21 protein-coding genes are annotated in these 21,697 nt (G+C 68.6%); 6 read left to right on the top strand and 15 right to left on the bottom strand.

Going from position 1 to position 21,697, the window contains the following annotated elements; all coding sequences use genetic code 11:
* Positions 1–118: 118 nt before the first annotated feature.
* Positions 119–850 (top strand): VIT1/CCC1 transporter family protein, encoded by a 732-nt coding sequence (locus AC1MBE_RS15495; RefSeq protein WP_479779447.1) that lies wholly within the window; start codon positions 119–121, stop codon positions 848–850.
* 24 nt (positions 851–874) lie between these two features.
* Positions 875–1,963 carry an aminoglycoside phosphotransferase family protein gene (locus AC1MBE_RS15490; RefSeq protein WP_479779445.1) on the top strand — a complete coding sequence of 363 codons (1,089 nt, stop codon included), beginning with the start codon at positions 875–877 and terminating at the stop codon, positions 1,961–1,963.
* Positions 1,964–1,965: 2 nt separating this feature from the next.
* On the opposite strand, the gene AC1MBE_RS15485 is transcribed toward AC1MBE_RS15490, so the two are convergent.
* The 12 genes from AC1MBE_RS15485 to AC1MBE_RS15430 all read right to left on the bottom strand — a co-directional run bounded on the left by AC1MBE_RS15485 (position 1,966) and on the right by AC1MBE_RS15430 (position 15,523).
* Positions 1,966–3,384: a pyridoxal phosphate-dependent decarboxylase family protein gene (locus AC1MBE_RS15485; RefSeq protein WP_479779443.1), complete on the bottom strand. Its 1,419-nt coding sequence runs from the start codon at positions 3,382–3,384 to the stop codon at positions 1,966–1,968.
* A gap of 111 nt (positions 3,385–3,495) precedes the next feature.
* A complete protein-coding gene (locus AC1MBE_RS15480) occupies positions 3,496–4,290 on the bottom strand; it encodes a sulfite exporter TauE/SafE family protein (protein WP_479779441.1) in 795 nt (264 codons plus the stop codon).
* Between the two features lie 21 nt (positions 4,291–4,311).
* Positions 4,312–6,123, bottom strand: coding sequence for a proline--tRNA ligase (locus AC1MBE_RS15475; protein WP_479779439.1), 1,812 nt, complete (start codon positions 6,121–6,123; stop codon positions 4,312–4,314).
* A gap of 378 nt (positions 6,124–6,501) precedes the next feature.
* Entirely contained in the window at positions 6,502–7,395 is an 894-nt protein-coding gene (locus tag AC1MBE_RS15470) for a GNAT family N-acetyltransferase (protein ID WP_479782649.1), read from the bottom strand.
* Positions 7,358–8,524: a flavodoxin-dependent (E)-4-hydroxy-3-methylbut-2-enyl-diphosphate synthase gene (ispG, locus tag AC1MBE_RS15465; RefSeq protein WP_138769799.1), complete on the bottom strand. Its 1,167-nt coding sequence runs from the start codon at positions 8,522–8,524 to the stop codon at positions 7,358–7,360. Before ispG ends, AC1MBE_RS15470 begins: the two co-directional genes overlap by 38 nt.
* 61 nt (positions 8,525–8,585) lie before the next feature.
* Positions 8,586–8,879 (bottom strand): YciI family protein, encoded by a 294-nt coding sequence (locus AC1MBE_RS15460; protein WP_479779436.1) that lies wholly within the window; start codon positions 8,877–8,879, stop codon positions 8,586–8,588.
* Between the two features lie 28 nt (positions 8,880–8,907).
* Complete coding sequence (locus AC1MBE_RS15455) at positions 8,908–9,438, bottom strand: hypothetical protein (protein ID WP_479779435.1); 531 nt, start codon at positions 9,436–9,438, stop codon at positions 8,908–8,910.
* Positions 9,435–10,214: a MarR family transcriptional regulator gene (locus tag AC1MBE_RS15450; protein WP_479779433.1), complete on the bottom strand. Its 780-nt coding sequence runs from the start codon at positions 10,212–10,214 to the stop codon at positions 9,435–9,437. The genes AC1MBE_RS15455 and AC1MBE_RS15450 overlap by 4 nt, the downstream gene beginning before the upstream one ends.
* 326 nt (positions 10,215–10,540) lie before the next feature.
* Positions 10,541–11,872 carry a M50 family metallopeptidase gene (locus AC1MBE_RS15445; protein ID WP_479779432.1) on the bottom strand — a complete coding sequence of 444 codons (1,332 nt, stop codon included), beginning with the start codon at positions 11,870–11,872 and terminating at the stop codon, positions 10,541–10,543.
* 40 nt (positions 11,873–11,912) lie between these two features.
* Positions 11,913–13,097 carry a 1-deoxy-D-xylulose-5-phosphate reductoisomerase gene (gene dxr, locus AC1MBE_RS15440; protein WP_479779431.1) on the bottom strand — a complete coding sequence of 395 codons (1,185 nt, stop codon included), beginning with the start codon at positions 13,095–13,097 and terminating at the stop codon, positions 11,913–11,915.
* 135 nt (positions 13,098–13,232) lie between these two features.
* Positions 13,233–13,919 (bottom strand): response regulator, encoded by a 687-nt coding sequence (locus AC1MBE_RS15435; protein WP_479779429.1) that lies wholly within the window; start codon positions 13,917–13,919, stop codon positions 13,233–13,235.
* Entirely contained in the window at positions 13,916–15,523 is a 1,608-nt protein-coding gene (locus AC1MBE_RS15430) for a sensor histidine kinase (RefSeq protein WP_479782647.1), read from the bottom strand. Before AC1MBE_RS15430 ends, AC1MBE_RS15435 begins: the two co-directional genes overlap by 4 nt.
* 312 nt (positions 15,524–15,835) lie before the next feature.
* Here AC1MBE_RS15430 and AC1MBE_RS15425 point away from each other — a divergent pair, with 312 nt between their 5' ends.
* The 4 genes from AC1MBE_RS15425 to AC1MBE_RS15410 all read left to right on the top strand — a co-directional run bounded on the left by AC1MBE_RS15425 (position 15,836) and on the right by AC1MBE_RS15410 (position 19,355).
* Entirely contained in the window at positions 15,836–16,843 is a 1,008-nt protein-coding gene (locus tag AC1MBE_RS15425) for a Bug family tripartite tricarboxylate transporter substrate binding protein (RefSeq protein WP_346959284.1), read from the top strand.
* Entirely contained in the window at positions 16,840–17,352 is a 513-nt protein-coding gene (locus AC1MBE_RS15420; RefSeq protein WP_479779427.1) for a tripartite tricarboxylate transporter TctB family protein, read from the top strand. The genes AC1MBE_RS15425 and AC1MBE_RS15420 overlap by 4 nt, the downstream gene beginning before the upstream one ends.
* Positions 17,352–18,890, top strand: coding sequence for a tripartite tricarboxylate transporter permease (locus tag AC1MBE_RS15415; RefSeq protein WP_479779426.1), 1,539 nt, complete (start codon positions 17,352–17,354; stop codon positions 18,888–18,890). Before AC1MBE_RS15420 ends, AC1MBE_RS15415 begins: the two co-directional genes overlap by 1 nt.
* Positions 18,891–18,953: 63 nt before the next feature.
* A complete protein-coding gene (locus tag AC1MBE_RS15410; RefSeq protein ID WP_479779424.1) occupies positions 18,954–19,355 on the top strand; it encodes a universal stress protein in 402 nt (133 codons plus the stop codon).
* Between the two features lie 194 nt (positions 19,356–19,549).
* Here AC1MBE_RS15410 and AC1MBE_RS15405 read toward each other — a convergent pair whose 3' ends face one another.
* Genes AC1MBE_RS15405 through AC1MBE_RS15395 form a run of 3 tightly spaced genes read right to left on the bottom strand, consistent with a single transcriptional unit; the run spans position 19,550 to position 21,697 of the window.
* A complete protein-coding gene (locus tag AC1MBE_RS15405; RefSeq protein ID WP_479779422.1) occupies positions 19,550–20,386 on the bottom strand; it encodes an HpcH/HpaI aldolase/citrate lyase family protein in 837 nt (278 codons plus the stop codon).
* 4 nt (positions 20,387–20,390) lie between these two features.
* Positions 20,391–20,939, bottom strand: coding sequence for a MaoC family dehydratase (locus AC1MBE_RS15400; RefSeq protein ID WP_479779420.1), 549 nt, complete (start codon positions 20,937–20,939; stop codon positions 20,391–20,393).
* On the bottom strand, positions 20,936–21,697 hold the full coding sequence (locus AC1MBE_RS15395) for a CoA transferase subunit B (protein WP_479779418.1): 762 nt from the start codon (positions 21,695–21,697) through the stop codon (positions 20,936–20,938). The genes AC1MBE_RS15400 and AC1MBE_RS15395 overlap by 4 nt, the downstream gene beginning before the upstream one ends.

Genomic DNA, 21,697 nt, shown 5'->3' with positions numbered 1-21,697 from the left:
CGCCGGCCTGACACCGGCCGTTCCCCGGCCGCCCCGCGGCCGCCTAAGCAAGGCCCGGCTTAATTTGCTTAGCCTTCCAATACTGGCCACCCGGGGCCGCCAGTGATTTGCTGTAGGCATGGAACCCAGCAGCGCAGCAGCCCTTCACGACAACGAGCCCCATCGCAACGACATCGCGCACCGCCTCAACTGGCTCCGCGCCGGCGTCCTGGGCGCGAACGACGGCATCGTGTCCGTCGCCGCGATCGTGGTCGGCGTCGCCGGCGTCACCACGGATTCAGGGCCGATCCTCATCGCGGGCACCGCCGGCGTCGTGGGCGGCGCCATCTCCATGGCCCTGGGCGAGTACGTCTCGGTCAGCAGCCAGAAGGACAGCCAGCAGGCGCTGATCGAAAAAGAACGCCGCGAACTGGCCGAACAGCCCGAAGAGGAACTGGCCGAACTCGCCGCCATCTACCAGGGCAAGGGCCTCAGCGCGGATACCGCCCACCAGGTGGCCACCGAGCTGACCGCCCATGACGCCCTGGGCGCGCACCTGTCGGCCGAGCTGCACATTGACGAAACGGACATCGTCAGCCCCTGGCACGCCGCCTTCGCCTCCGCCATCGCTTTCCTGATCGGTGCCATCCTGCCCATGCTGGCCATCCTGCTGCCGCCGGAAAATATCCGCGTCCCGCTGACCTTCGCCGCCGTGCTCGTGGCGCTGGCCGCGACCGGAGCCATCGGCGCCTGGATCGGCGGCGGCTCGAAGACCAAGGCCGCAATCCGGGTGGTCATTGGCGGCGCTGCGGCGCTCGTCGCGACGTTCCTGATCGGCAGCTGGCTGGGCGCCAGCGGCATTACCGCCTAAGCTTCGGCAACTACGCTGGAGCCGATGAGAACCCCGGCAGCCGTCCAGATTCCGCCCTCGCTCACCCGCCGCTATGGCAGCAGTGCCGAGGGCCGGGCCTGGTTAGCGTCACTCCCCCGCCTGGTGGTGCAGCGCCTGGACGACTGGCAGCTCGAGCCTGACCTCGTTGCCGGCGCGCTGCCCTGGAGCGGCCACGGCGCCATCGTGATCCCGGTCCGGCGGGCCGCCCGTCCCGGCCCCGGGGATGCCACCGGCTCCGGCCCCTGGGAGGCTGCCGTCCTCAAAATTGCCTATCCGCACGACGAAGCGCTCGTCGAACCGCAGGCCCTTGCCCTCTGGAACGGGAACGGGGCGGTCCGGCTGCTGGCAAACCACCCCGACTCCGGGTCGCTGCTGCTGGAGCGCCTGGACGCCGGCCGCTCGTTGCAGGACGAGCCCCTGGACGTGGCGGTGCCGGTGTGGGGCGGCGTGGTGCGCCGGCTGTCCCTGCCGCCGGACGGCCGGCCGGAGTGGAGCGGGTTCGAACACATCGCGGCCTGCGCCGAGCGGTGGAGCGACGAACTGCCGGAGAGCTGGGAACGGCTGGGCCGGCCCTTCCCGCGCTGGCTGTTGGAGGCGGCCCTGGAGGTCTGCCAGACCCGCGGCGCCGTCGGCCGGCGGTCCGGCACGGACGTGCTGGTCCACACCGATTTGCACTTCCTGAACATTCTCGCCCGTGAGGGCGCTCCGGCGCTGTCCGGTCCCCGAGGCGCCGCGGCAGGCGACTTCAAGGCGATCGACCCGCAGCCCATGGTCGGCGAAGCCGAGTTCGCGGTGGCCCCGCTGCTCTGGAACCGGTTGGCCGAGCTCCCCCGCTCAAGCCCCGGCGAGGCCCTGCTGGAGCGCTGCTTCGACTTCAGCGCCGCCGCCGGGCTCGACGGCGAGATCGCCCGGCAGTGGGCCGTGGCCCGCGAGGTGGAGAACGCGCTCTGGTACGCGGCCAAACGCAACCACGGCGGCGACGTCGCCCGCTCCCTCTGGGTCGCCAGCACCCTCGCCGGGAACACCCTTCCCAGGCTGCCGGCCCCGCACGAGCTGCCCGCGCCCGGGCAGGCCGTTAGCCCCGCAGGCTAGCCCTAGCCGTGGGACCGGACTGTTGCGACTGCGTCCCGTACGGCGTCGACGGCGGCCGCCACGTCGGCGTCGTCCGTGCTCCAGTTGCTCACCGATATCCGCAGGATGTCCCGGCCCTGCCAGCGTGATCCGGACATCCAGACGCGTCCGTCGGCGATGACCTGCGCCGTCACCGCCAGGGTGGTGGCGTCGTCGCCGAAGGCCAGCGAGACCTGGGTGTAGTCGACGTCGTTGAGCACCTCGACGCCGTCGAGTGTGGACAGCCGTTCCGCCAGTTCCTTGGCGTTCAGCACCAGCCCCCGGACCTGGCCGGCGACCCCTTCGCGGCCGAGCGACTTCAGCGCGGCCCAGACCGGCACGCCGCGGGCCCGGCGGGACAGCTCCGGCACGGACTCGAAGGGGTCGGCCGCGCCGTCCGCGTCCTGGATCAGGTAGCTGGTGTGCACGCCCATGGCCGAGCGCAGCGCCTGGGTATCCCGGACCACCGCGATCCCGCAGTCGTAGGGCACGTTGAGGGTCTTGTGCGCGTCGGTGCCCCAGGAGTCGGCGCCCGCCACGCCGGCGGTCAGGGCCGCAAGCTCCGGCACCGCGGCGGCCCAGAGCCCGAACGCGCCGTCCACATGGACCCAGGCGCCGTGGGCTTTTGCGACGGCGATGGCCTCCGTGAAGGGATCAAACGCGCCGGAGTGCAGATTCCCGGCCTGCAGGCAGACCAGCATCGGGGTGCGAACGGGTGCTTCGGGACCGCCTGAGGCACCGGTCAGGGCGCGGTCGAGCTCGGCCGGGTCGATGCGGCCCTGCCGGTCCGCCGGAACCACCGTGGGCCGCCCCAGCCCCAGGTACCGCAGACCGAGGTCGATCGTGTCGTGCCGCTCCTGGCCTACAAAGCACTGGATGCGGGGTGCGCCGGCGAGCCCCTCCGCGTCGAGGTCCCAGCCGGCGTCGGCCATCAGCCGCCACCGCGCGGCGGCCAGACCGGTGAAGTTGGCCATCGTGGCGCCGGTGGCGAAGCCGACGTCAGCGTCTTTCGGGAGGCCCAGCAGGTCGAGCAGCCATTTACCGGCGGCTTCCTCGATGGCCGCCGTGGCGGGCGTGGCGAACCGCAACCCGGCGTTCTGGTCCCAGGCGCTGACCAGCCAGTCCGCGGCCAGCGCGGCCGGCAGGGTGCCGCCGATCACCCAGCCGAAGAACCGTCCGGAGGGCATGGCCATCAGCCCGGGTTCGGCCTTGGCCGCCAAGTAGTCCACCACGTCGGCGGCCGGCGTCCCCGCCTCCGGCAGCGGGCCGCCGAAGTCGGCGGCAAGGTCGGCCGCGGTCAGCCGGGGGCCGACCTGGCGTGTTTGCTGGCTCTCCAGCCACTGGCTTGCGTGCCGGGACGCGGCTGCCAGGGCATCGCCGTAGCGTTCAAAAGGTGCTGACATAGCTGTATGCTACGCTCGTGGCCAGCGGACGGGGAGTCCTTCCGGACCGGGACTCCGTCCGGCCGGCCGGGGGGCCGGCCGGACGGTCGGGGGGCCGGCCGGACGGTCGCGCTAGGCGAAGACGTCGTGGAAGACGTCGGAGCCAAGCTTGATGATCAGCGCCCCTACCACCACGAGGAACACGATCCGGATGAACTTGCTGCCCTGGCTGACGGCGGTCCGGGCGCCGAGGTAGCCTCCGGCCATGTTCGCGGCGCCGAGGACCAGGCCGAGACCCCACAGCAGCGAGCCGTGCGGCAGGAAGAACAGCAAGGCGCCGGCATTGGTGGCCATGTTGACGATCTTGGCCTTGGCGCTGGCTTCCAGGAAGGCGTAGCCCATTGCGGACACCAGCGCGATGATCAGGAAGGAGCCTGTGCCCGGGCCGATCATGCCGTCGTAGAACCCGATCACAGCCCCGATCAAGCAGGCTACAACGTAGTGCCGGTGCCCGTCGTGCCGGAGCTTGGTCAGCTCCCCAACGTTGGGACGGAACGCGGTGAACAGCGCGACGGCGACCAGCGCCGCCACGATGATGGGCTTGAACACACTGGCCGGCAGGGATGCTGCCAGCACCGCCCCGCCGAAGCTGCCGGCCAGCGCGATCACCGCCATCGGCACCGCGGTGCGCAGGTCCAGGCGGACCCGGCGGTAGAAGGTGATGGCGCTGGTTGTGGTGCCGAAGATGGAACCCATCTTGTTCGTCGCCAGCGCCTGCACCGGGCTGATCCCGGGGATCAGCAGCATGACCGGCAGCTGGATCAGGCCGCCGCCGCCCACCACGGCGTCCACCCAGCCGGCGGCGAAACCGGCCACCACCACCAGGATCAGCGTGGCGAGCTGGATCGATTCAAGTCCGGAGACCATTCCCTGCAACGCCGGTCGCGGTCAGTTGTTGCGGACGGCGTTGACCACGTACTCAACAGCCTTGTCCACGGCCACGTTCTCGGCATTGCCGCTGCGGCGGTCCTTGATCTCCACGACGCCGTCCACCAGTCCGCGCCCGACGGCGAGGATGGTGGGGACGCCCACGAGCTCGGCGTCGCCGAACTTGACGCCCGGAGACACCTTGGGGCGGTCGTCGTAGATGACCTCGAGGCCGGCGGCCTCAAGCTCAAGGGACAGCTGCTCGGCGGCGGCGAAGATCTCCTCGCCGCGGCCGACCGCGACGACGTGGACGTCCGCCGGTGCGACGGCGCGCGGCCAGACCAGACCCTTGTCATCGTGGTTGGATTCGGCCAGGGCGGCCACCGCGCGGGTGACGCCGACGCCGTACGAGCCCATGGTCACGACGACCTGCTTGCCGTTCTGGTCCAGGACCTTCAAATCCAGTGCCTCGGCGTACTTGCGGCCCAGCTGGAAAATGTGTCCCATCTCGATGCCGCGGGCGGTTTCCAGCGGGCCGGAACCGTCCGGGGCCTCGTCGCCGGCGCGCACCTCGGTGCACTCGATCACGCCGTCCCAGCCGAAGTCGCGGCCGGCGACCAGGCCAAAGACGTGCTTGCCGGCCTCGTTCGCGCCGGTGACCCAGGCGGAGCCGCGGACCACACGGGGATCAACAAGGTAGAGCAGCTTCGAGGCGGCCTCGGCACCGAGCAGCGGCGCGTCCAGGGACAGGCCGGGGCCGATGTAGCCCTTGACCAGGAGGGCCTGCTTCTTGAGGTCTTCCTCATTTGCGGCCTCAAGCGTGATTTCACCGCCGATGGGCAGGAAGGCGCCGATGTTCGCTTCGACGCGCTTGAGGTCCACACCGCGGTCGCCGGGCACGCCGATGACGACGAGCTGGCGTTCGCCGGTGGGCAGGGTGACGGCGAGGACCACGTTCTTGAGCGTGTCCGCGGCGGTCCAGGCACCGCCGTCGGCCTCGCTGCGGGGGGCCAGGGCGTTGGCGGCGTCGACGAGCGTTTCGATCGTGGGCGTGTCCGGGGTATCGCGGACCTCCGCGGCCGGAGCGTTGGAAAAGTCGATGTCCGCGGGCACCACCGTGGTGACGGCCTCGACGTTGGCCGCGTAGCCGCCGGCCGAGCGCACGAATGTGTCCTCGCCGATCTCGGTCGGGTGCAGGAATTCCTCGCTCTTGGACCCGCCCATGGCGCCGGCGGTGGCGGTGACCGGGACGACTTCGAGGCCGAGGCGCTCAAAAATCTTCAGGTACGCGCTGCGGTGCGCGGCGTAGCTGGCGTCCAGGCCGGCGTCGTCCACGTCGAAGGAGTAGGAGTCCTTCATGATGAATTCGCGGCCGCGCAGCAGGCCGGCCCGGGGACGGGCCTCGTCGCGGTACTTGTTCTGGATCTGGTAGATGCTCAGCGGCAGGTCCTTGTACGAGGAGTACAGGTCCTTGACCAGCAGGGTGAACATTTCCTCGTGCGTGGGGGCCAGCAGGTAGTCGTTGCCCTTGCGGTCCTTGAGCCGGAAGATGCCCTCGCCGTACTCGGTCCAGCGGTTGGTCGCCTCGTAGGGCTCCTTAGGCAGCAGCGCCGGGAAGTGGACCTCCTGGGCACCGATCGCGGTCATTTCCTCGCGGATGATCTGCTCCACCCTGCGCAGCACGCTCAGCCCCAGCGGCAGCCAGGTGTAGATGCCCGGAGCCGCGCGGCGGATGTAGCCGGCCCGGACCAGCAGCCGGTGGCTGGCGACCTCGGCGTCGGCGGGGTCTTCACGCAGGGTGCGCAGGAACAGCTTGGAAAGACGAAGGACCACTGGAAGGTATCCATTTCTGAGGAAGTGCGGTGCGAACTGGGCATTGACGAAAAATGTCCAGACACTAATCTACCGCCAAGCCGCGCGCCGGATTCCCGGCCGGCAGGGGAAGAGCCACGCCATGACACGGAAGCCCCTGGCCGTTTCCGGCTGGTCATCCTGTGATGGCGTGGCCCCTGCGACCCCAGTGCCGCTAAATCCAAGGCTGCTGGTGTACCTGGTCCTGCCCTTTCGGGCGGCACCTGCAGCCACTGGTTGGTTCTTCCCTGAGACCGCTCGCGCCTGCTCGGCGCGGCTAGCTAGAACCTATGTGATGTACGTCGCCAAAACAAGAGTTTGCAACCAGATTTTTGTCAAAACCGCGTGTCAAGATCGTGTCTAGAAGAGAACGGTCGCGAAGGTTCCCACCTGGTGGAAACCGACGCGCTCATAGCTGGCGCGGGCCCGGGTATTGAAGTCGTTCACGTACAGGCTTGTCACCGGCGCCAGGGTCTGGGCATGGACCACGACGGCGGCCATGTACCCGGCGCTCAGGCCCAGGCCACGGTACGCGGGATTCATCCAGACCCCCTGTACCTGGGTCACGTCCGGGGTCACCGCCCCGAGCTCGGCCTTGAACACCACCTCGCCGTCCGTGCCCAAATGGACCAGCGAGTGGCCGGCCCGGATCAGTCCCTTAACCCGGCGGCTGTAGTAGTCGCGGCCGCCGAGGTACGGCGAGTAGCCAACTTCTTCCTCGAACATGGCTGCGCAGGCGGGGAGGATCCGGTCGAAGTCCGCGAGCTGGCCGAAGCCGAGGGCCGGGTTGGGCTCAATGTCGGGTGGGCCTTCGATACTCAGGAGCGGCTGGTCCCCGCGGATTTCCTGGGCTGAGTGGCCCAGGTGCTCCAGCGCTGCATGGAGCGCCAGGACCGTCCCGGCCGGACCGAAGATCGAAGCGTAGCGGCGCCCTGTCCGGTGCGCTGCGCCGGCCACCACGGACGCCAGGTCCGGATCCAGTTGGACAGGCACCAGGTTGGCGCCGGCCCAGCACGCGCCCAGCAGCGCATCGCCGTCGAACACTCCGAAAATGCTGGCGCCGCCCGCGGTGGGCGACGCCGTGCCGGCGGTCTCGAGGTGGGACAGGATAAAGACATTGGCGACGGCGTCCTGCCGCGCCAAGGCCAGCAGGGCGCCGGTGTCCGAACCCGTGAGGACCCGGACGGTAGTGCCGGCCGCGGCGCCGGCGCCGTCCCTACGAGACGCTAACCACGGGGCTACCCTGGACAGCATCTTCGCCATCGGACTCCCCCATCTCTTCAGCGAGACGCATGGCCTCTTCGATCAGTGTCTCAACAATCTGGTCTTCCGGGACAGTCTTGATGACCTCGCCCTTGACGAAGATCTGGCCCTTGCCGTTGCCGGAGGCCACGCCAAGGTCCGCCTCCCGCGCCTCGCCGGGACCGTTCACTACGCAGCCCATCACGGCCACGCGCAGCGGGACCTCCATGCCCTCAAGGCCCGCGGTGACCTGCTCGGCCAGCGTGTAGACGTCCACCTGGGCGCGGCCGCAGGACGGGCAGGAGACAATCTCGAGCTTGCGCGGGCGCAGGTTCAGCGACTGCAGGATCTGGTTGCCCACCTTGATCTCCTCCACCGGCGGGGCGGAGAGGGAGACCCGGATGGTGTCGCCGATGCCGCGGGAAAGCAGCGCGCCGAAGGCGGTGGCGGACTTGATGGTGCCTTGGAACGCCGGACCCGCCTCGGTCACGCCGAGGTGCAGCGGCCAGTCACCCTTCTCGGCCAGCATCTCGTAGGCGGCCACCATGATCACGGGGTCATTGTGCTTGACCGAGATCTTGAAGTCGTGGAAGCCGTGCTCTTCGAACAGCGAGGCTTCCCAGACGGCGGATTCCACCAGGGCTTCCGGGGTGGCCTTGCCGTACTTCTTCAGGATGCCCGGCTCCAGCGACCCGGCGTTGACGCCGATCCGGATGGAGGTGCCATGGTCCTTGGCCGCGCGGGCAATTTCCTTGACCTGGTCGTCGAACTTGCGGATGTTGCCCGGGTTCACGCGGACGGCCGCGCAGCCGGCCTCGATGGCCGCGAAGACGTACTTGGGCTGGAAGTGGATGTCCGCGATTACCGGTATCTGCGACTTCCTGGCGATGATCGGCAGGGCCTCGGCGTCGTCGGCGGAGGGGCAGGCGACCCGGACAATGTCGCAGCCGGAGGCCGTCAGTTCGGCGATCTGCTGCAGGGTCGCGTTGATGTCCGTGGTCGGAGTCGTGGTCATCGACTGCACGCTGATCGGCGAGTCGGAGCCGACCCCGACCGAGCCGACCTTGATCTGGCGGGTCTTCCGGCGCGGGGCAAGAACGGGGGGCGGTGCCGACGGCATTCCCAGGCTGACCGAGGTCACGTGGACTCCTCTGTGTGTCGAATTCTAAGTCGAACGATCGATGGCGGGCAGGCGGTGCAGACTAGGCCGAGTGCCCGGCCAGCAGGCCGGTCAGCGGCGCCCACACCATCGTGCGGGTGCCCGAAATGGCGCCGGCATCGGCGAAGGGGTCCTGCTTGAGGAGGTCGTTCAGGGCCTGCTCGTCGGCCGCCTTGAAGATGAGCAGGGCGCCTGCGCCGTCCGTGTAGGGGCCGCTGGCAAGGAGCGTGCCATCCTGCGCAAGTCCCGCGGTCCATTCACGGTGGGCCGGGCGGGCGGCGTCACGGGTTTCGGCGGATTCGGCATCGTAAACGTACTCAACAGCAAAAACAGTCATACGGATACCCTATCGCCTGTCCGGCGCGTCAGCCGAGCAGGAGCACCTTGACCAGGGCCGCCACCCCGGCCGCCCACAGCATCGAGGTGAGGGTGCCGATGATGAACCGCTCCGCGGCCACCGGAGTTTCCTTCAGTTCGGCGAAACGTCCGAGGCCTTTGATGGCGACGACATAGGCGATGGCCACGGGCTGGCCGGTCAGGATGGCGAGGCAGACGGCCAGCCGTTCGAGCACCCCGATGATCGCGCCGCCGCGGAGGATGCGGGTGCCGGCTGCCGGCGCGGCCGGAACCTGCCCCGGCCCGCCGGCACCGGCTTCAGCGGGCGCCGCCGGCCGGGTGATTTCGCCGTCGACCGTTCCGTCCGCCGGACCGTCCGCCGCTCCGCCGGCCGCGGGGTCGTCGGCCGAGGGGTCGTCGGCGGTACCGGCGGCGCCGGCGGCGTCGCGGGTGTCCGAGCGGTCATCGATGGTCCGGGCCAGCCGGAACACCAGGGCGGTGACCGGCCAGCCGGCGAACCCGGCGGCCAGCAGGGCCAGCGTGATCCAGAGGGCGTTCACCGGTCTCCTTCGTTACGTGTGTGCCGGGCGGCGTTATCCGACCCGGCGCTGTCCGGCCCGGCGCTGTCCGGCCCGACGGCCAGGCCGTGGGCCAGGTCCAGCAGCATCTCCGCCGCGGGCCTCGCCGCCCATTCTTCCTGCCAGCCCGAGCGAAGCAGCGCACGGCTCACCGATTGTTCGGTGATTCCCAGTTGCCGGGCGGCGATCTTCTGCGTCCCGTGGGCGGCGGCGTGCCCTTGCTGGATGCCGCGCAGCGCATCGACCACCTTCCACTGCGCAGCGGTCCGGTCCTGGACCAGGCGTCCGATCAACCGCAGCACCGCTTCGGCGGCGGAACATTCCCGCGCTCCCGGGGGACCCCCGGCCTGGCTGCCGGCCGGGGTGGAATCAGCGGCGGCGGCCGGGGCGCCGGCACCCGGGCGCCGCTGCCTGTCAGCCACGACGACCGCGAGCGGCACGTGCGGCGCGGCGGATTTGGCCCTTTCCACCGCGAGGCGGGCCGCAACGAAGGCCGCTCCCGACCCTTCCCGCGGGCTGGCCGGTAGCGGCAGGTCCACCGGGCCCACGCCGATGCCCACGTACCAGCGGCCGCTGCGGAGGACATGCAGGGCGATCTCGACGACGTCGTTCGGGCGCGCCGGCACGCCTTGGACCTCGTCGCCCACGGAACGTTCGAAGCGCGCCCCGGGGCACAGCTGCGCCAGTTCGGCCAGCAGCGCCGGGACGCGGTCGACGTCGGCGGTGCTGCCGCGCTGGTCCATGGTCATCACGTACATAGCCCAACCCTAGGCGGCTGATTCCGATGGATCAACCATTTTCAACTGATTATTAAAAATCAGCCGAAGTAAGCTAAGTTTCGATAAACAGCCTGCGCCGGTTAACGGACCTTTTCCGGCGTCGTGCCGGGCGTTGTCCCGGGGCGACGCTCCCGCCCGGTTGTCGCGGGCCTGCACGCCCGGCGCCCCCGGAATCCCGCGGCCCAACGAAGCTGATCCGGTCTCCTGCCGCGTAGAACTGGGCGGGAACGTCTGCAACTCCCGCGCACCGCCCGGCGCGGACACAGTTGTGGTCCGTGACCACTGCGGACCCGGGCGGCGCAGGCCTAGCCGAAGAGGTTGACCGGTTTGACGATGTCCGCGTAGATCAGCAGCGCGCCCATCCCCATCAGCAGCGCGGCCACCACGTAGGTCACGGGCAACAGCTTGGCGATGTCGAACGCGCCGGGGTCCGGGCGGCCGAGCAGCCGGGCAATTTGGCGGCGGGCGCCCTCGTAGAGCGCCCCGGCCACGTGGCCGCCGTCGAGCGGCAGCAGCGGGACGAGGTTGAATACGGCCAGTGCGAAGTTGAGCCCGGCGAGCAGCCCGACCAGGGCGGCGAGACGGCTCTGCAGCGGAACCTGTTCCATGGCGGCGACTTCACCCGCCACCCGGCCCACCCCGACGACGCTGATGGGGCCGTTGGGGTCGCGAGGCTCCTCGCTGAAGGCGGCCTGCGCCACGCCGGCCACGCGGGCCGGGAGGTTCAGGACGACGCCGGCGATCTGCTGGATGTTCTCGCCGGCCATGGGCAGCACGGCCGACGCCGGCTGCTGCACCAGGGTAGTCTGGGCGCCGATGCCGAGGAATCCGACGTCCTGGTACTGGAGCTTGCCGTCGGCGTCCTTGGCCTGCCGGCCGTCTGCTCCGACGACCGGGCGAGCAGACAGCACCGGGGTGACCGTGGTGGTGACCGGGGAGCCGTCGCGCTCTACCGTGATGCTGACCTGCCGGCCCGCGGAGGCACGGATCCAGCCGGTAAGTTCTTCCCAGCTGGTGACCGCCTTGCCGTCGAAGGAGGTAATGCGGTCGTTGGGCTTGAGCCCGGCGGCGGCGGCGGGGGTGGGCTTGCAGTCAGCCGAGTTGGGATCCACGGTCTCGCCTGCCTTGACCTGGCACTTGGAGACGTCGGCGATGGTGGTGGTGGAGGCGGACACTCCGAACCCCATCAGCAGCACTGCCGTCAGGACGACGCCGATCAGCAGGTTCATCGCGGGGCCGCCGAGCATGATGATGATCTTCTTCCAGACCGGGAGCCGGTAGAAGACCCGGTTCCCGTCCCCGGGGCCGATTTCCTCATGCGCGAGGGAACGGGCGTCGGCCGCGAGCGACTGGAACATCCCGGTGCTGGAGGGCCGGACGCTGCCATCGGTCTTGTTCGGCGGGTACATGCCGATCATGGACACGAAGCCACCCAGCGGGATCGCCTTCAGGCCGTACTCGGTCTCGCCCCGGCGCTTGGACCACAGGGTGGGGCCGAAGCCGATCATGTACTTGGTGACGCGCACCTTGAACAGCTTGGCCGGGACCAGGTGCCCCACCTCGTGCAGGGCGATGGACACGGCGATGCCGATTACGACGAAGACGACGCCGAGGATAAAGAGGACAACGGGGCTCATGCTGGGTTTTGCTACTTCCTGGGCATTGGTCGGCTACTTCTTAGGCACTTCCCACGGCCAAACGCTCGAGAGTCCGCGCGCGTGCCCACTGTTCAGCATCCAGCACGGATTCGACCGTCAACCCGGAGGATCCTGAGTGCTCGCTGAGGACGGCTTCGATGGTATCGACAATATCGGTGAAGCGGATCCGGCCGGCGTGGAACGCCGTCACAGCTTCCTCGTTGGCGGCGTTGAAGACCGCCGGGAAGGTGCTCCCCCGCCGGGCCGCTTCCTTGGCCAGGCCGACGGCGGGGAACGCCCGGGTGTCCAGCGGCTCGAAAGTCCAGCTGGTCGCCTGGCTCCAGTCGCAGGGCCGCGCGGACCCCGCCACCCGGTCCGGCCAGCCCAGGCCCAGGGCAATGGGCAGCCGCATGTCCGGCGGCGAGGCCTGGGCAATGGTGGACCCGTCCACGAACTGGACCATGGAGTGCACCACCGACTGCGGGTGGACCACCACGTCGATCCGCTCCAGCGGGATGTCGAAGAGCAGGTGGGCCTCGATGACTTCCAGGCCCTTGTTGACCAGGCTCGCGGAGTTGGTGGTGACCATCAGGCCCATGTCCCAGGTGGGGTGCGCCAGGGCATCGCGGGGCGTGACGTCGCGCAGCTTTTCCCGCGTCATGCCGCGGAACGGGCCGCCGGAAGCGGTCAGCACCAGCCGGTCCACCTCGGCGGCGGAGCCGGAACGCAGGCACTGGGCGATGGCGGAATGTTCGGAGTCGACCGGGACGATCTGGCCTTCGCGGGCGGCCGCCTTGACCAAGGCGCCGCCCACGATCAGGGACTCCTTGTTTGCCAGGGCCAGCGTGGCGCCGGACTTCAGCGCGGCCAGGGTGGGGGCGAGTCCGATCGAGCCGGTGATGCCGTTGAGCACGACGTCGGCGGGGATTTCCGCGATCCGGGTGGAGGCGTCCGGGCCGGTGATGATTTCCGGACGGTAGCCGGAGACGCCGGCCGCGCGGGCGGCGTCGTCGATCAACGCTTGGAGGACCGCGGCGTTCCCGCTGGCGACGCCGATGGCCCGGGCCCGGGTGTGCACGGCCTGCCGGGCGAGGAGTTCGAGGTTGCCGCCGCCGGCGCTAAGGGCCATGATCTCGAAGAGGTGCGGGGCGCCGTCGACGACGTCGATGGCCTGGGTTCCGATGGACCCGGTGGATCCGAGAAGGACGATTGTGCGCGGCTGCATGATTCAAGTATCCCGCACCGGTCCGGTAGCCCGGTTCCGCCCGGGCCTCCCGGGCGATGTGGCAGATCACGGCAGTGTTTCCGAAGAACACTGCCGTGATCTGTATCCTCGGCGATTACACGGACACCGGCGGCATTACGCCGGCTTCAGCTCGTAGCGTCGTTCGGGGCGGCCCGCGCCGTACTTGAGGCGGACCTCGACCCGCGCCTCATCGTGAAGGTATTCGAGGTAACGGCGTGCGCTGACGCGGGACGTGCCCAGCAGGTCCGCGACTTCCGCCGCTGACAGATCCGCCTCGGCAGTCTGGAGCACGTCCACCACCAGTCGGAGGGTTTCGGCGCTGCAGCCCTTGGGGAGGCGGACTTCCGCCCGTTCGGCGCGATCGGTGCGTTCCAGTCCAAAGACCCGGTTCACGTCCGCTTGTTCGGCTATATTCTTGGCCAGGTCCAGGCCCTGGTAAGCGTTGCGATAGTGCTCCAGCCGCTCCTGCAGGTCCGACTGCGAAAACGGCTTAATCAGGTAGTGGACGATTCCGCCGCGCAGGGCCCGGCGGACGGTCTCCACCTCGCGGGCCGCGCTGATCACCAGTACGTCCAGCTCCGGCGCCGTCTCCCGCAGCCTGGCCATCAGGTCCAGTCCGTTGATGTCGGGGAGGTGAATGTCCAGCAGGACCAGGTCGGGCTGCAGCCGGGCGGTTTCCGCCAGCGCCTGGGCTCCCGTATGTGCGAGGCCGACGACGGCGAAGCCCGGCGTGCGCTGGATAAAACCGGAGTGGACTTTTGCCACCATGAAGTCGTCGTCGACGATCAGAACATTAATCACAGCCGGCCCACCTTTCCTTTCCCCGGCGCCCGCTTGGCCGGCGCCCTTTTCAGCCGGGCCGTAAAGACCGCCCCGCCGTCGTTAACCACTGCGAGGGCTCCGCCGCTGCGCTGGCAGACCACCCGCGAAAGTGCCAGGCCGAAGCCCCGGCCGCCGTCGGGGCCGGGTTGTTTGGTACTGAACCCCTGGCGGAAAATTTCCTCGGCCGCCGCGCCGTCAATGCCCGGGCCGGTGTCCCGGACGGTCACAATGACTTCCCCGCGGCGGTCCTCGACGAGGACCCGGACGGAAGCCTCCGCCGCGCCCGTGACGGCGTCAAGTGCGTTGTCCACGAGGTTGCCCACTACGGTGGTCAGGTCCCGGGAAAGTTCGTCCTCCACCCGCGACAGGGACGAAGCGGGGTCCAGCTGCAACAGCACTCCCCGCTCCACGGCGAGGCTCGATTTGGCAATGAGCAAAGCGGCGAGCGCCGGGTCCTGGATGCGGCTGGTCACGTCGTCGTTGAGCCGGGTCCGGTCGACGGTAACGCCGTTGACGAACTGCACCACGGAGTCGTACTCGCCAATCTGGATCAGACCCGAAATGACATGCAGCTGGTTGGCGAACTCGTGGGCCTGCGCCCTGAGGGTGTCGGTGGCCGTGCGCGTTGCACCCAGTTCGCGTTCAAGCGACGAGAGCTCCGTCCGGTCCCGCAAGGTAGCAACGGAACCCATAACCCGGCCCTTGGAACGGATAGGCACCCGATTCATCACCACCAGGCGCTCCCCCACCAGAACCAGCTGGTCCTGGCCGGGCTGTTCGCCGGTCATCACTTCCTTGAGCGCCGGTTCAACCGGCAGGCCGGCCAGATCCTTTCCCACGCAATCCGACGGCAGGCCCAGCAGCGCCCGGGCACTGTCGTTCGCCACGGTAATCCGTCCGCGGAGGTCCAGGGCCACCACCCCCTCTTTGAGCCCGTAAAGCATCGCCTCGCGGTTCTCAACCAGGCCGGAGATCTCGCTCGGCTCCATGCCGAGGGTCTGCCGCTTCACCCTGCGGGAGAGCAGGAGGGAACCTGCCACCCCCAGGACGCTGGCCACTCCCAGGTAGGTCAACAGGTTCGGGACCGCGTCCCCCAACCGCTCCCACGTGGACGGATAGTTCCGGCTGATCGACGCAATACCGATCATGGTGCCCGAATCATCCAGGACCGGGACGTGGGCCGAAAGCACCGGGATGGCCGTTCCACCAACCACCCCCGTCCAGGCCCGGCCTTCCATCACCCGGCTCGCACCAAGCTCCAACGGCCGGCGCAGCAGTCCGGGGTCGCTCGACGCCACCACGGTGCGGTCGAGCCGGGCAAGGGCCACCCGCGCGGACCCGGAGACAGTGCGCACTGACTCGGCGACGGCGGACAGCGCCGCGCTGCCCCGGGGCTCCGCCGAAGGCAGCAACGCACGCACGGTGGGATTGTTGCCCAGCGCTTCCGCCGCGGACAGGGCCCGCCGCCCCTCGACCCGCTCAAACGCGGCCGCCGACTGGGCCAGGGAGATGGCCACGACGCCGACCAGGACCGCCAGGACGATCAGCAGCTGCAGGACCAGGTATTGCCCGGCGAGGGACATTCCTCTTCGTCGAGTCACGAGCCGTTTTTCCCAATTCTTTGTTGTGGTTGCGCGGGCTTCCTCGAAGCGGAGGAACCGGGCGCGCCCCCCGAAGGCCCCAAGCTCCGGCGGTGGGGTGAACTATACCCCACCGCCGACTACCGTTTCCGCCGCAAATTTAGGCATGGTTGGGAGTCGGAAACGTGAACGAAATGAACTTAACTTTCTCTGCGTACACAAGAGTGATGCCCGTCACTTCGCCGCCTAGCATCAAAGCACCAGTCAGTTTTGCTGACCAGTTTCACCGAGAACTTTACTGAGAAGAGGAACACCATGCGCCAAGTCCGCGCATTGCGAATTGCCGCCGTCGCTGCCGGCATCGCCCTGATGGCCACCGGTTGCGGGGCCACCGCAAAGAGCTCACCGAGCGGCAGCTCCAGCGCTTCCGCCGGCCCCGTCACCGGGCTCCAGATCCTGGTCCCCAACACGGCCGGGGGCGGCTACGACACCACCGCACGGGCGGCAGCGAAGGTTCTCGACGACGAGAAGATCGCCGCCAACACCGAGGTCTTCAACCTCGCCGGCGCCGGCGGAACCGTTGGCCTGGCCCGCGTGGTCAACGAAAAGGGCAACGGCGACCTCGCCATGCTGATGGGCTTGGGCGTCGTCGGCGCCAGCTACACCAACAAGTCCACGGCCAAGCTGACGGACACCACGCCGCTGGCCAGGCTGATTGAAGAGCCCGGTGCCATCATGGTTGGCAAGGATTCGCCCTTCAAGACCATTGATGACCTGGTGAAGGCGTGGAAGGCCAACCCGGGTTCCATCGCGGTCGGCGGCGGGTCCTCGCCGGGCGGCCCCGACCACCTGCTTCCCATGCAGCTCGCCGGAGCAGTAGGAATCGACGCCACCAAGGTCAACTTTGTCTCCTACGACGGCGGCGGCGACCTCCTCCCGGCCATCCTGGGCAACAAGCTCGGCTTCGCGGCCTCCGGCGCCGGTGAGTACCTCAAGCAGATCGAATCGGGCGAGGTCCGCGTCCTGGCTACCAGCGGCGCCGAGCGGTTGGACGGCGTTGACGCACCCACCCTCAAGGAATCCAACATCGACCTGGTGTTCACGAACTGGCGCGGCGTCGTCGCCCCTCCGGGGATCAGCGACGCCGACAAGGCAAGCCTGATCGCAGCCCTCGAGAAGATGCACGGCACCGCGGCCTGGAAAGAAGCGCTGAAGACGCACAGCTGGACCGATGCTTTTGTCACCGGTGACGAGTTCAAGACGTTCCTGACGGAGCAGGACAAGCGGGTGGCGGACGTCCTCACGAAGCTTGGTTTGGCGTGAGTTCTGCACCAACGGCGGCCTCACGGCTCACCGGCCGCCCCGAGCTGGGGGTCGCCCTCCTGCTCGGGGCGGCCGGCGTGGTGGTCTTTCTCGACGCCAACGGCCTGGCGACGCCGTATTCGCAGTCGGATCCGGTGGGCCCGAAAACGGTCCCCTTCATCGTGGCCGGCCTGCTCATCGTCTGCGCCCTGCTGTTGGCAGTGGACGTATTGCGCGGCGGCAAGGGCGAGGCCGAAGGCGGCGAGGATATTGATCTGGCGCATCCCGTGGACTGGAAGACCGTGCTGCCCCTCGTGGGCGCTTTCGTGGTCAACATTCTGCTCATCGACTGGGCCGGTTGGGTGATTTCGGGAACAGTTCTGTTCTGGGGCAGCGTCTGGGCCCTCGGCGGGCGGCACTTCGTCCGTGACGGCCTCATTTCCCTGGCCTTGTCCGTCCTGACCTTCTATGGCTTCTACCTGGGCCTCGGCATCGCCCTGCCTGCCGGTTTGCTGGAGGGGGTTCTCTGATGGATGTCTTCTCCTCGCTCATGGACGGCTTCGCCACCGCCCTGACCCCCATGAACCTCCTGTACGCGGTCATCGGCGTCGTCCTCGGCACCGCCGTGGGCGTCCTGCCCGGCTTGGGCCCGGCGATGACCGTGGCCTTGTTGCTCCCTGTCACCTACGCCCTTGAACCGACGAGCGCGTTCATCATGTTCGCCGGCATCTACTACGGCGGCATGTACGGCGGCTCCACGACGTCCATCCTGCTCAACACCCCCGGCGAGTCCTCATCGGTGGTCACGGCCATCGAGGGCAACAAGATGGCAAAAGCCGGAAGGGCGGCGCAGGCTTTGGCCACGGCAGCCATCGGTTCATTCGTAGCCGGAACCATCGGTACAACACTGCTGGCCGTGTGTGCGCCGATCGTTGTCCAGTTCGCCGTCAGCCTGGGCTCGCCCAGTTACTTCGCGATCATGGTGCTCGCCCTGCTGGCTGTCACTGCCGTGCTGGGTTCCTCCCGGCTGCGTGGATTCGCGTCCCTGGGCCTGGGCCTGGCAATCGGACTTGTTGGCATAGATTCCGTCACCGGCCAGCAGCGCCTCACCTTCGGTCTGCCGCTGTTGGCCGACGGCCTGGACATCGTGGTGGTGGCGGTGGCCATCTTCGCCGTCGGCGAGGCACTGTGGGTTGCCGCGCACCTGCGCCGCAGTCCCCTGCACATCATCCCGGTGGGCCGTCCGTGGATGGGCAAGCAGGACTGGAAGCGGTCCTGGAAGCCCTGGCTCCGCGGCACTGCCTTCGGATTCCCGTTCGGAGCCCTTCCGGCAGGCGGCGCGGAGATCCCAACCTTCCTGTCCTACGTGACGGAGAAGAGGCTCTCCAAGCACCCCGAGGAATTCGGCCACGGCGCCATCGAAGGCGTTGCCGGCCCGGAAGCCGCCAACAATGCCGCAGCTGCGGGCACGCTGACGCCCATGCTGGCACTGGGCCTGCCCACGAACGCCACGGCCGCCGTCATGCTGGCAGCCTTCACGTCCTACGGCATCCAGCCCGGCCCGCAGCTGTTCTCCAGCGAGGGGCCGCTGGTCTGGGCGCTGATTGCCAGCCTCTTCATCGGCAACCTGCTGCTCCTGATCATCAACCTTCCGCTGGCACCGGTCTGGGCGAAGCTCCTGCAGCTCCCCCGCCCGTACCTCTACGCCGGGATCCTGTTCTTCGCCACGCTGGGCGCCTATTCGGTGAACCTGCAGGCGTTCGACCTGGTGATGCTGCTGGTCCTTGGGGCGCTGGGGTTCATGATGCGGCGCTTCGGGCTTCCCGTCCTGCCGTTGGTCCTGGGCGTAATCCTGGGGCCGCGCCTCGAGGGGCAGTTGCGCAAGACGCTCCAGCTCTCCGCCGGCGATCCGGCCGGTCTGTGGAGCGAGCCGATCGCCGTCGGAGTCTACGTCATCGTGGCTATCATCCTGCTGTGGCCGTTCGCTTCCAAGCTGATCCGCCGCAACCGCCCGGATCGCGGCTCACTGCTTCCAGCCAATTCCGGCGCAGCCGACTACAGCGACTGAGTAGGCGCCCTGCGCCTTTCGCCGAACCCATCTACCCACATTCAGCAGAAACAAGGAGCTACCATGACGATCGTGGTGGGATACGTCCCGACACCCGAGGGCGAAGCAGCACTGGCCCAGGCCATTGGCGAGGCGCGGAAAAGCAACAAGAGGCTGCTGGTCATCAACTCCTCCAAGGGTGATGCGCTGGTGGATAACCGGTACGCGCAGGAGCCAGAGATCCAAAGCATCGAAGACCGGCTCGCTGCTCAGGGAATTGACCACGTGATCAAGCAGCCGGTCCGTGGCCATGATGCGGCCGCGGAGGTACTGGATGCCGCAGAGGAGCATAATGCTGACCTGATTGTGATCGGTCTGCGCCGCCGCACCCCCGTGGGCAAGCTGATCTTGGGCAGCACGTCCCAACGGATATTGCTTGAGGCGGAGTGCCCGGTACTGGCAGTAAAGGCCGGCCCCCAGCCCTAATCGACGGGAGCCTGCGGGCGCCGTCGGCATATAAGAAGCCGCAAAACATGAAGCACGGGCCGGGAGTCCTCAGACTCCCGGCCCGTGCTTTTGTTTTTTACTGGTAGCTGTGGCGCTGCTAAGCCCGAGATGACACTTCGCGGCAGTGCCAGAGTGAAACACTGCCGCGACCTGCCATCTCGCGGAGGCCAAGGTCAGGAGCGGCCCGCGCGGCGCAGTGTGGCCTCGGCGTGCCTGAGGATGGGCCCGTCGATCATCTTCCCCTGGTGCTGGAACACCCCGGAGCCGGCGGCAGCGGCGGCGTCGAGCAGCTCGTTGGCCGCGGCCACCTCCGCCTCGGACGGGGCGTAGGCTTCGCGGACGACGGCGACCTGGTTCGGGTGGATGCAGGCCTTGGAGCCGAACCCGGAGGCGACGGCGTCCCGGGCCTCGGCGGCGAGGCCGTCCAGATCCGGGATGTTGACGTAAACGGAGTCGATCGCGTCCTTGCCGGACGCCCGGGCGGCCAGCAGCACGGTGGAGCGCGCGTGCAGCGCCACGGCGCGGTAGCCGCCGTCGTCGTTCCGGCTGGAGGTGCCCCCCAGTGAGGCGAGCAGGTCCTCGGCGCCCCACATCAGGCCCACCACGTTGGGCTCCGCGGCGATGGCGGCGGCGTTGATGATGCCGGCGGCCGTCTCGCACAAAGCGATGACGCTGTAGCCCTCAAGCTCCTTGAGCTGGGCGGCGCTCTCTGCCTTGGCGAGCATGACGTGCCGGTACGGGGTGTGCTTCAGGCAGTGCAGGTCCTTTTCGAATTCTTCCGTGCCGGCCGGGTTAATCCGGATGATCGTGCGGCTCGGGTCCAGCTCGGGGACGTCCCCGGCGGAGCCCAGCTGGGCGAGGATGGCGCCGCGGGCGCGCTGCTTGTCCGCGGGTGCGACGGCGTCCTCGAGGTCCACGATCACGGCGTCGGAGCGCTCGGCCGCCTTCTGGTAGCGCTCGGGGCGGTCGGCGGGGCAAAACAGCAGGGCGGGGCCCATCAGGAAACTCATGGTTCTATTCTGCACTTTTGTGCGCGTGGCGGGCTTCGGAATGCGCGTCCCGTGTCCACATCAGGCAGCTGCGGGTGGCGAGCGCCACGACCTTGCCGTGCTGGTTCCGGCCGGTGTGCTTCATAGTCACGATCCCCTGGCCGGGCCGGGAGGAGGACAGCCGCTTTCCGGTCACCACCGTCTCCGTGTACAGCGTGTCGCCGTGAAACATGGGGTGCGGGAAGGACACGTCCGTGAGCCCCAGCTGCGCGATGATGGTGCCCTGGGTCAGCTGCGGGACGGACTGTCCCACCACCGTGGCCAGGGTGAACATGGAGTTCATCAGGCGCTGGCCGAAGGGCTGCTCAGCGCTCCACGCTGCATCAAGGTGCAGCGCCTGCGTGTTCATGGTCATGGTGGTGAAAAGGACGTTGTCCGCCTCCGTGACCGTCCGGCCGGGCCGGTGCGCGTAGACCACGTCCTCCTCGAGCTCGTCGAAGTAGAGTCCGCGCTGTTCAATGACACGGGGTTCGATGACCCGGGGTTCAGCCGCGTGCTGGGAATCAGTTGTCATACCGTCAGTTCCTGGTCTTCCTCGAAGAGTTCGGCGCCGGTGGCCGCGGCCACGTCCTCCGCGGTGACGTTGGGCGCCAGCTCGCGCAGCACCAGCCGGGACTTGCCGCCGTCGGTCACGACGTCGATCACGGCAAGGTCGGTGATGATCCGGTCCACGCAGGCCTTCCCGGTGAGCGGCAGGGTGCACCGCTCCACGATTTTCGGGTTGCCGTTGCGGTCCACGTGCTCCATCATCACGATCACCTTCTTGGCGCCGAAGACCAGGTCCATCGCCCCGCCCATGCCCTTGACCATCTTGCCGGGGATCATCCAGTTGGCGAGATCCCCGTTTTGCGCCACTTCCATGGCGCCGAGCACCGCCACGTCGACGTGGCCGCCGCGGATCATGCCGAAGGAGGCGGCGGAGTCGAAGAACGCGGCGCCCTTGTTGACCGTGACGGTCTCCTTGCCGGCGTTGATCAGGTCCGGGTCCACCTGGTCCTCGGCCGGGTACGGCCCGACGCCGAGGATGCCGTTCTCCGAGTGCAGCACCACCTCGACGCCGGCCGGGATGTAGTTGGGGATCAGCGTGGGCATCCCGATGCCCAGGTTGACGTACTGGCCGTTGTGCAGTTCCTGCGCCACCCGGGCGGCCAGCTCGTTGCGGGTCCAGCCCTTCCCGCCGTCGCCGCCGGCGTGCTCGACGGCTGGGCGCCGGTATTCGTGGCGGACCGCTTCGGGCCGGGGCGGCGCTCCCTGCGAGTTGTTCGTCTCCAC

The sequence above is a fragment of the Arthrobacter sp. BG5 genome, assembly GCF_056680155.1.
This window is presented reverse-complemented; position numbering and strand designations above follow the sequence as displayed.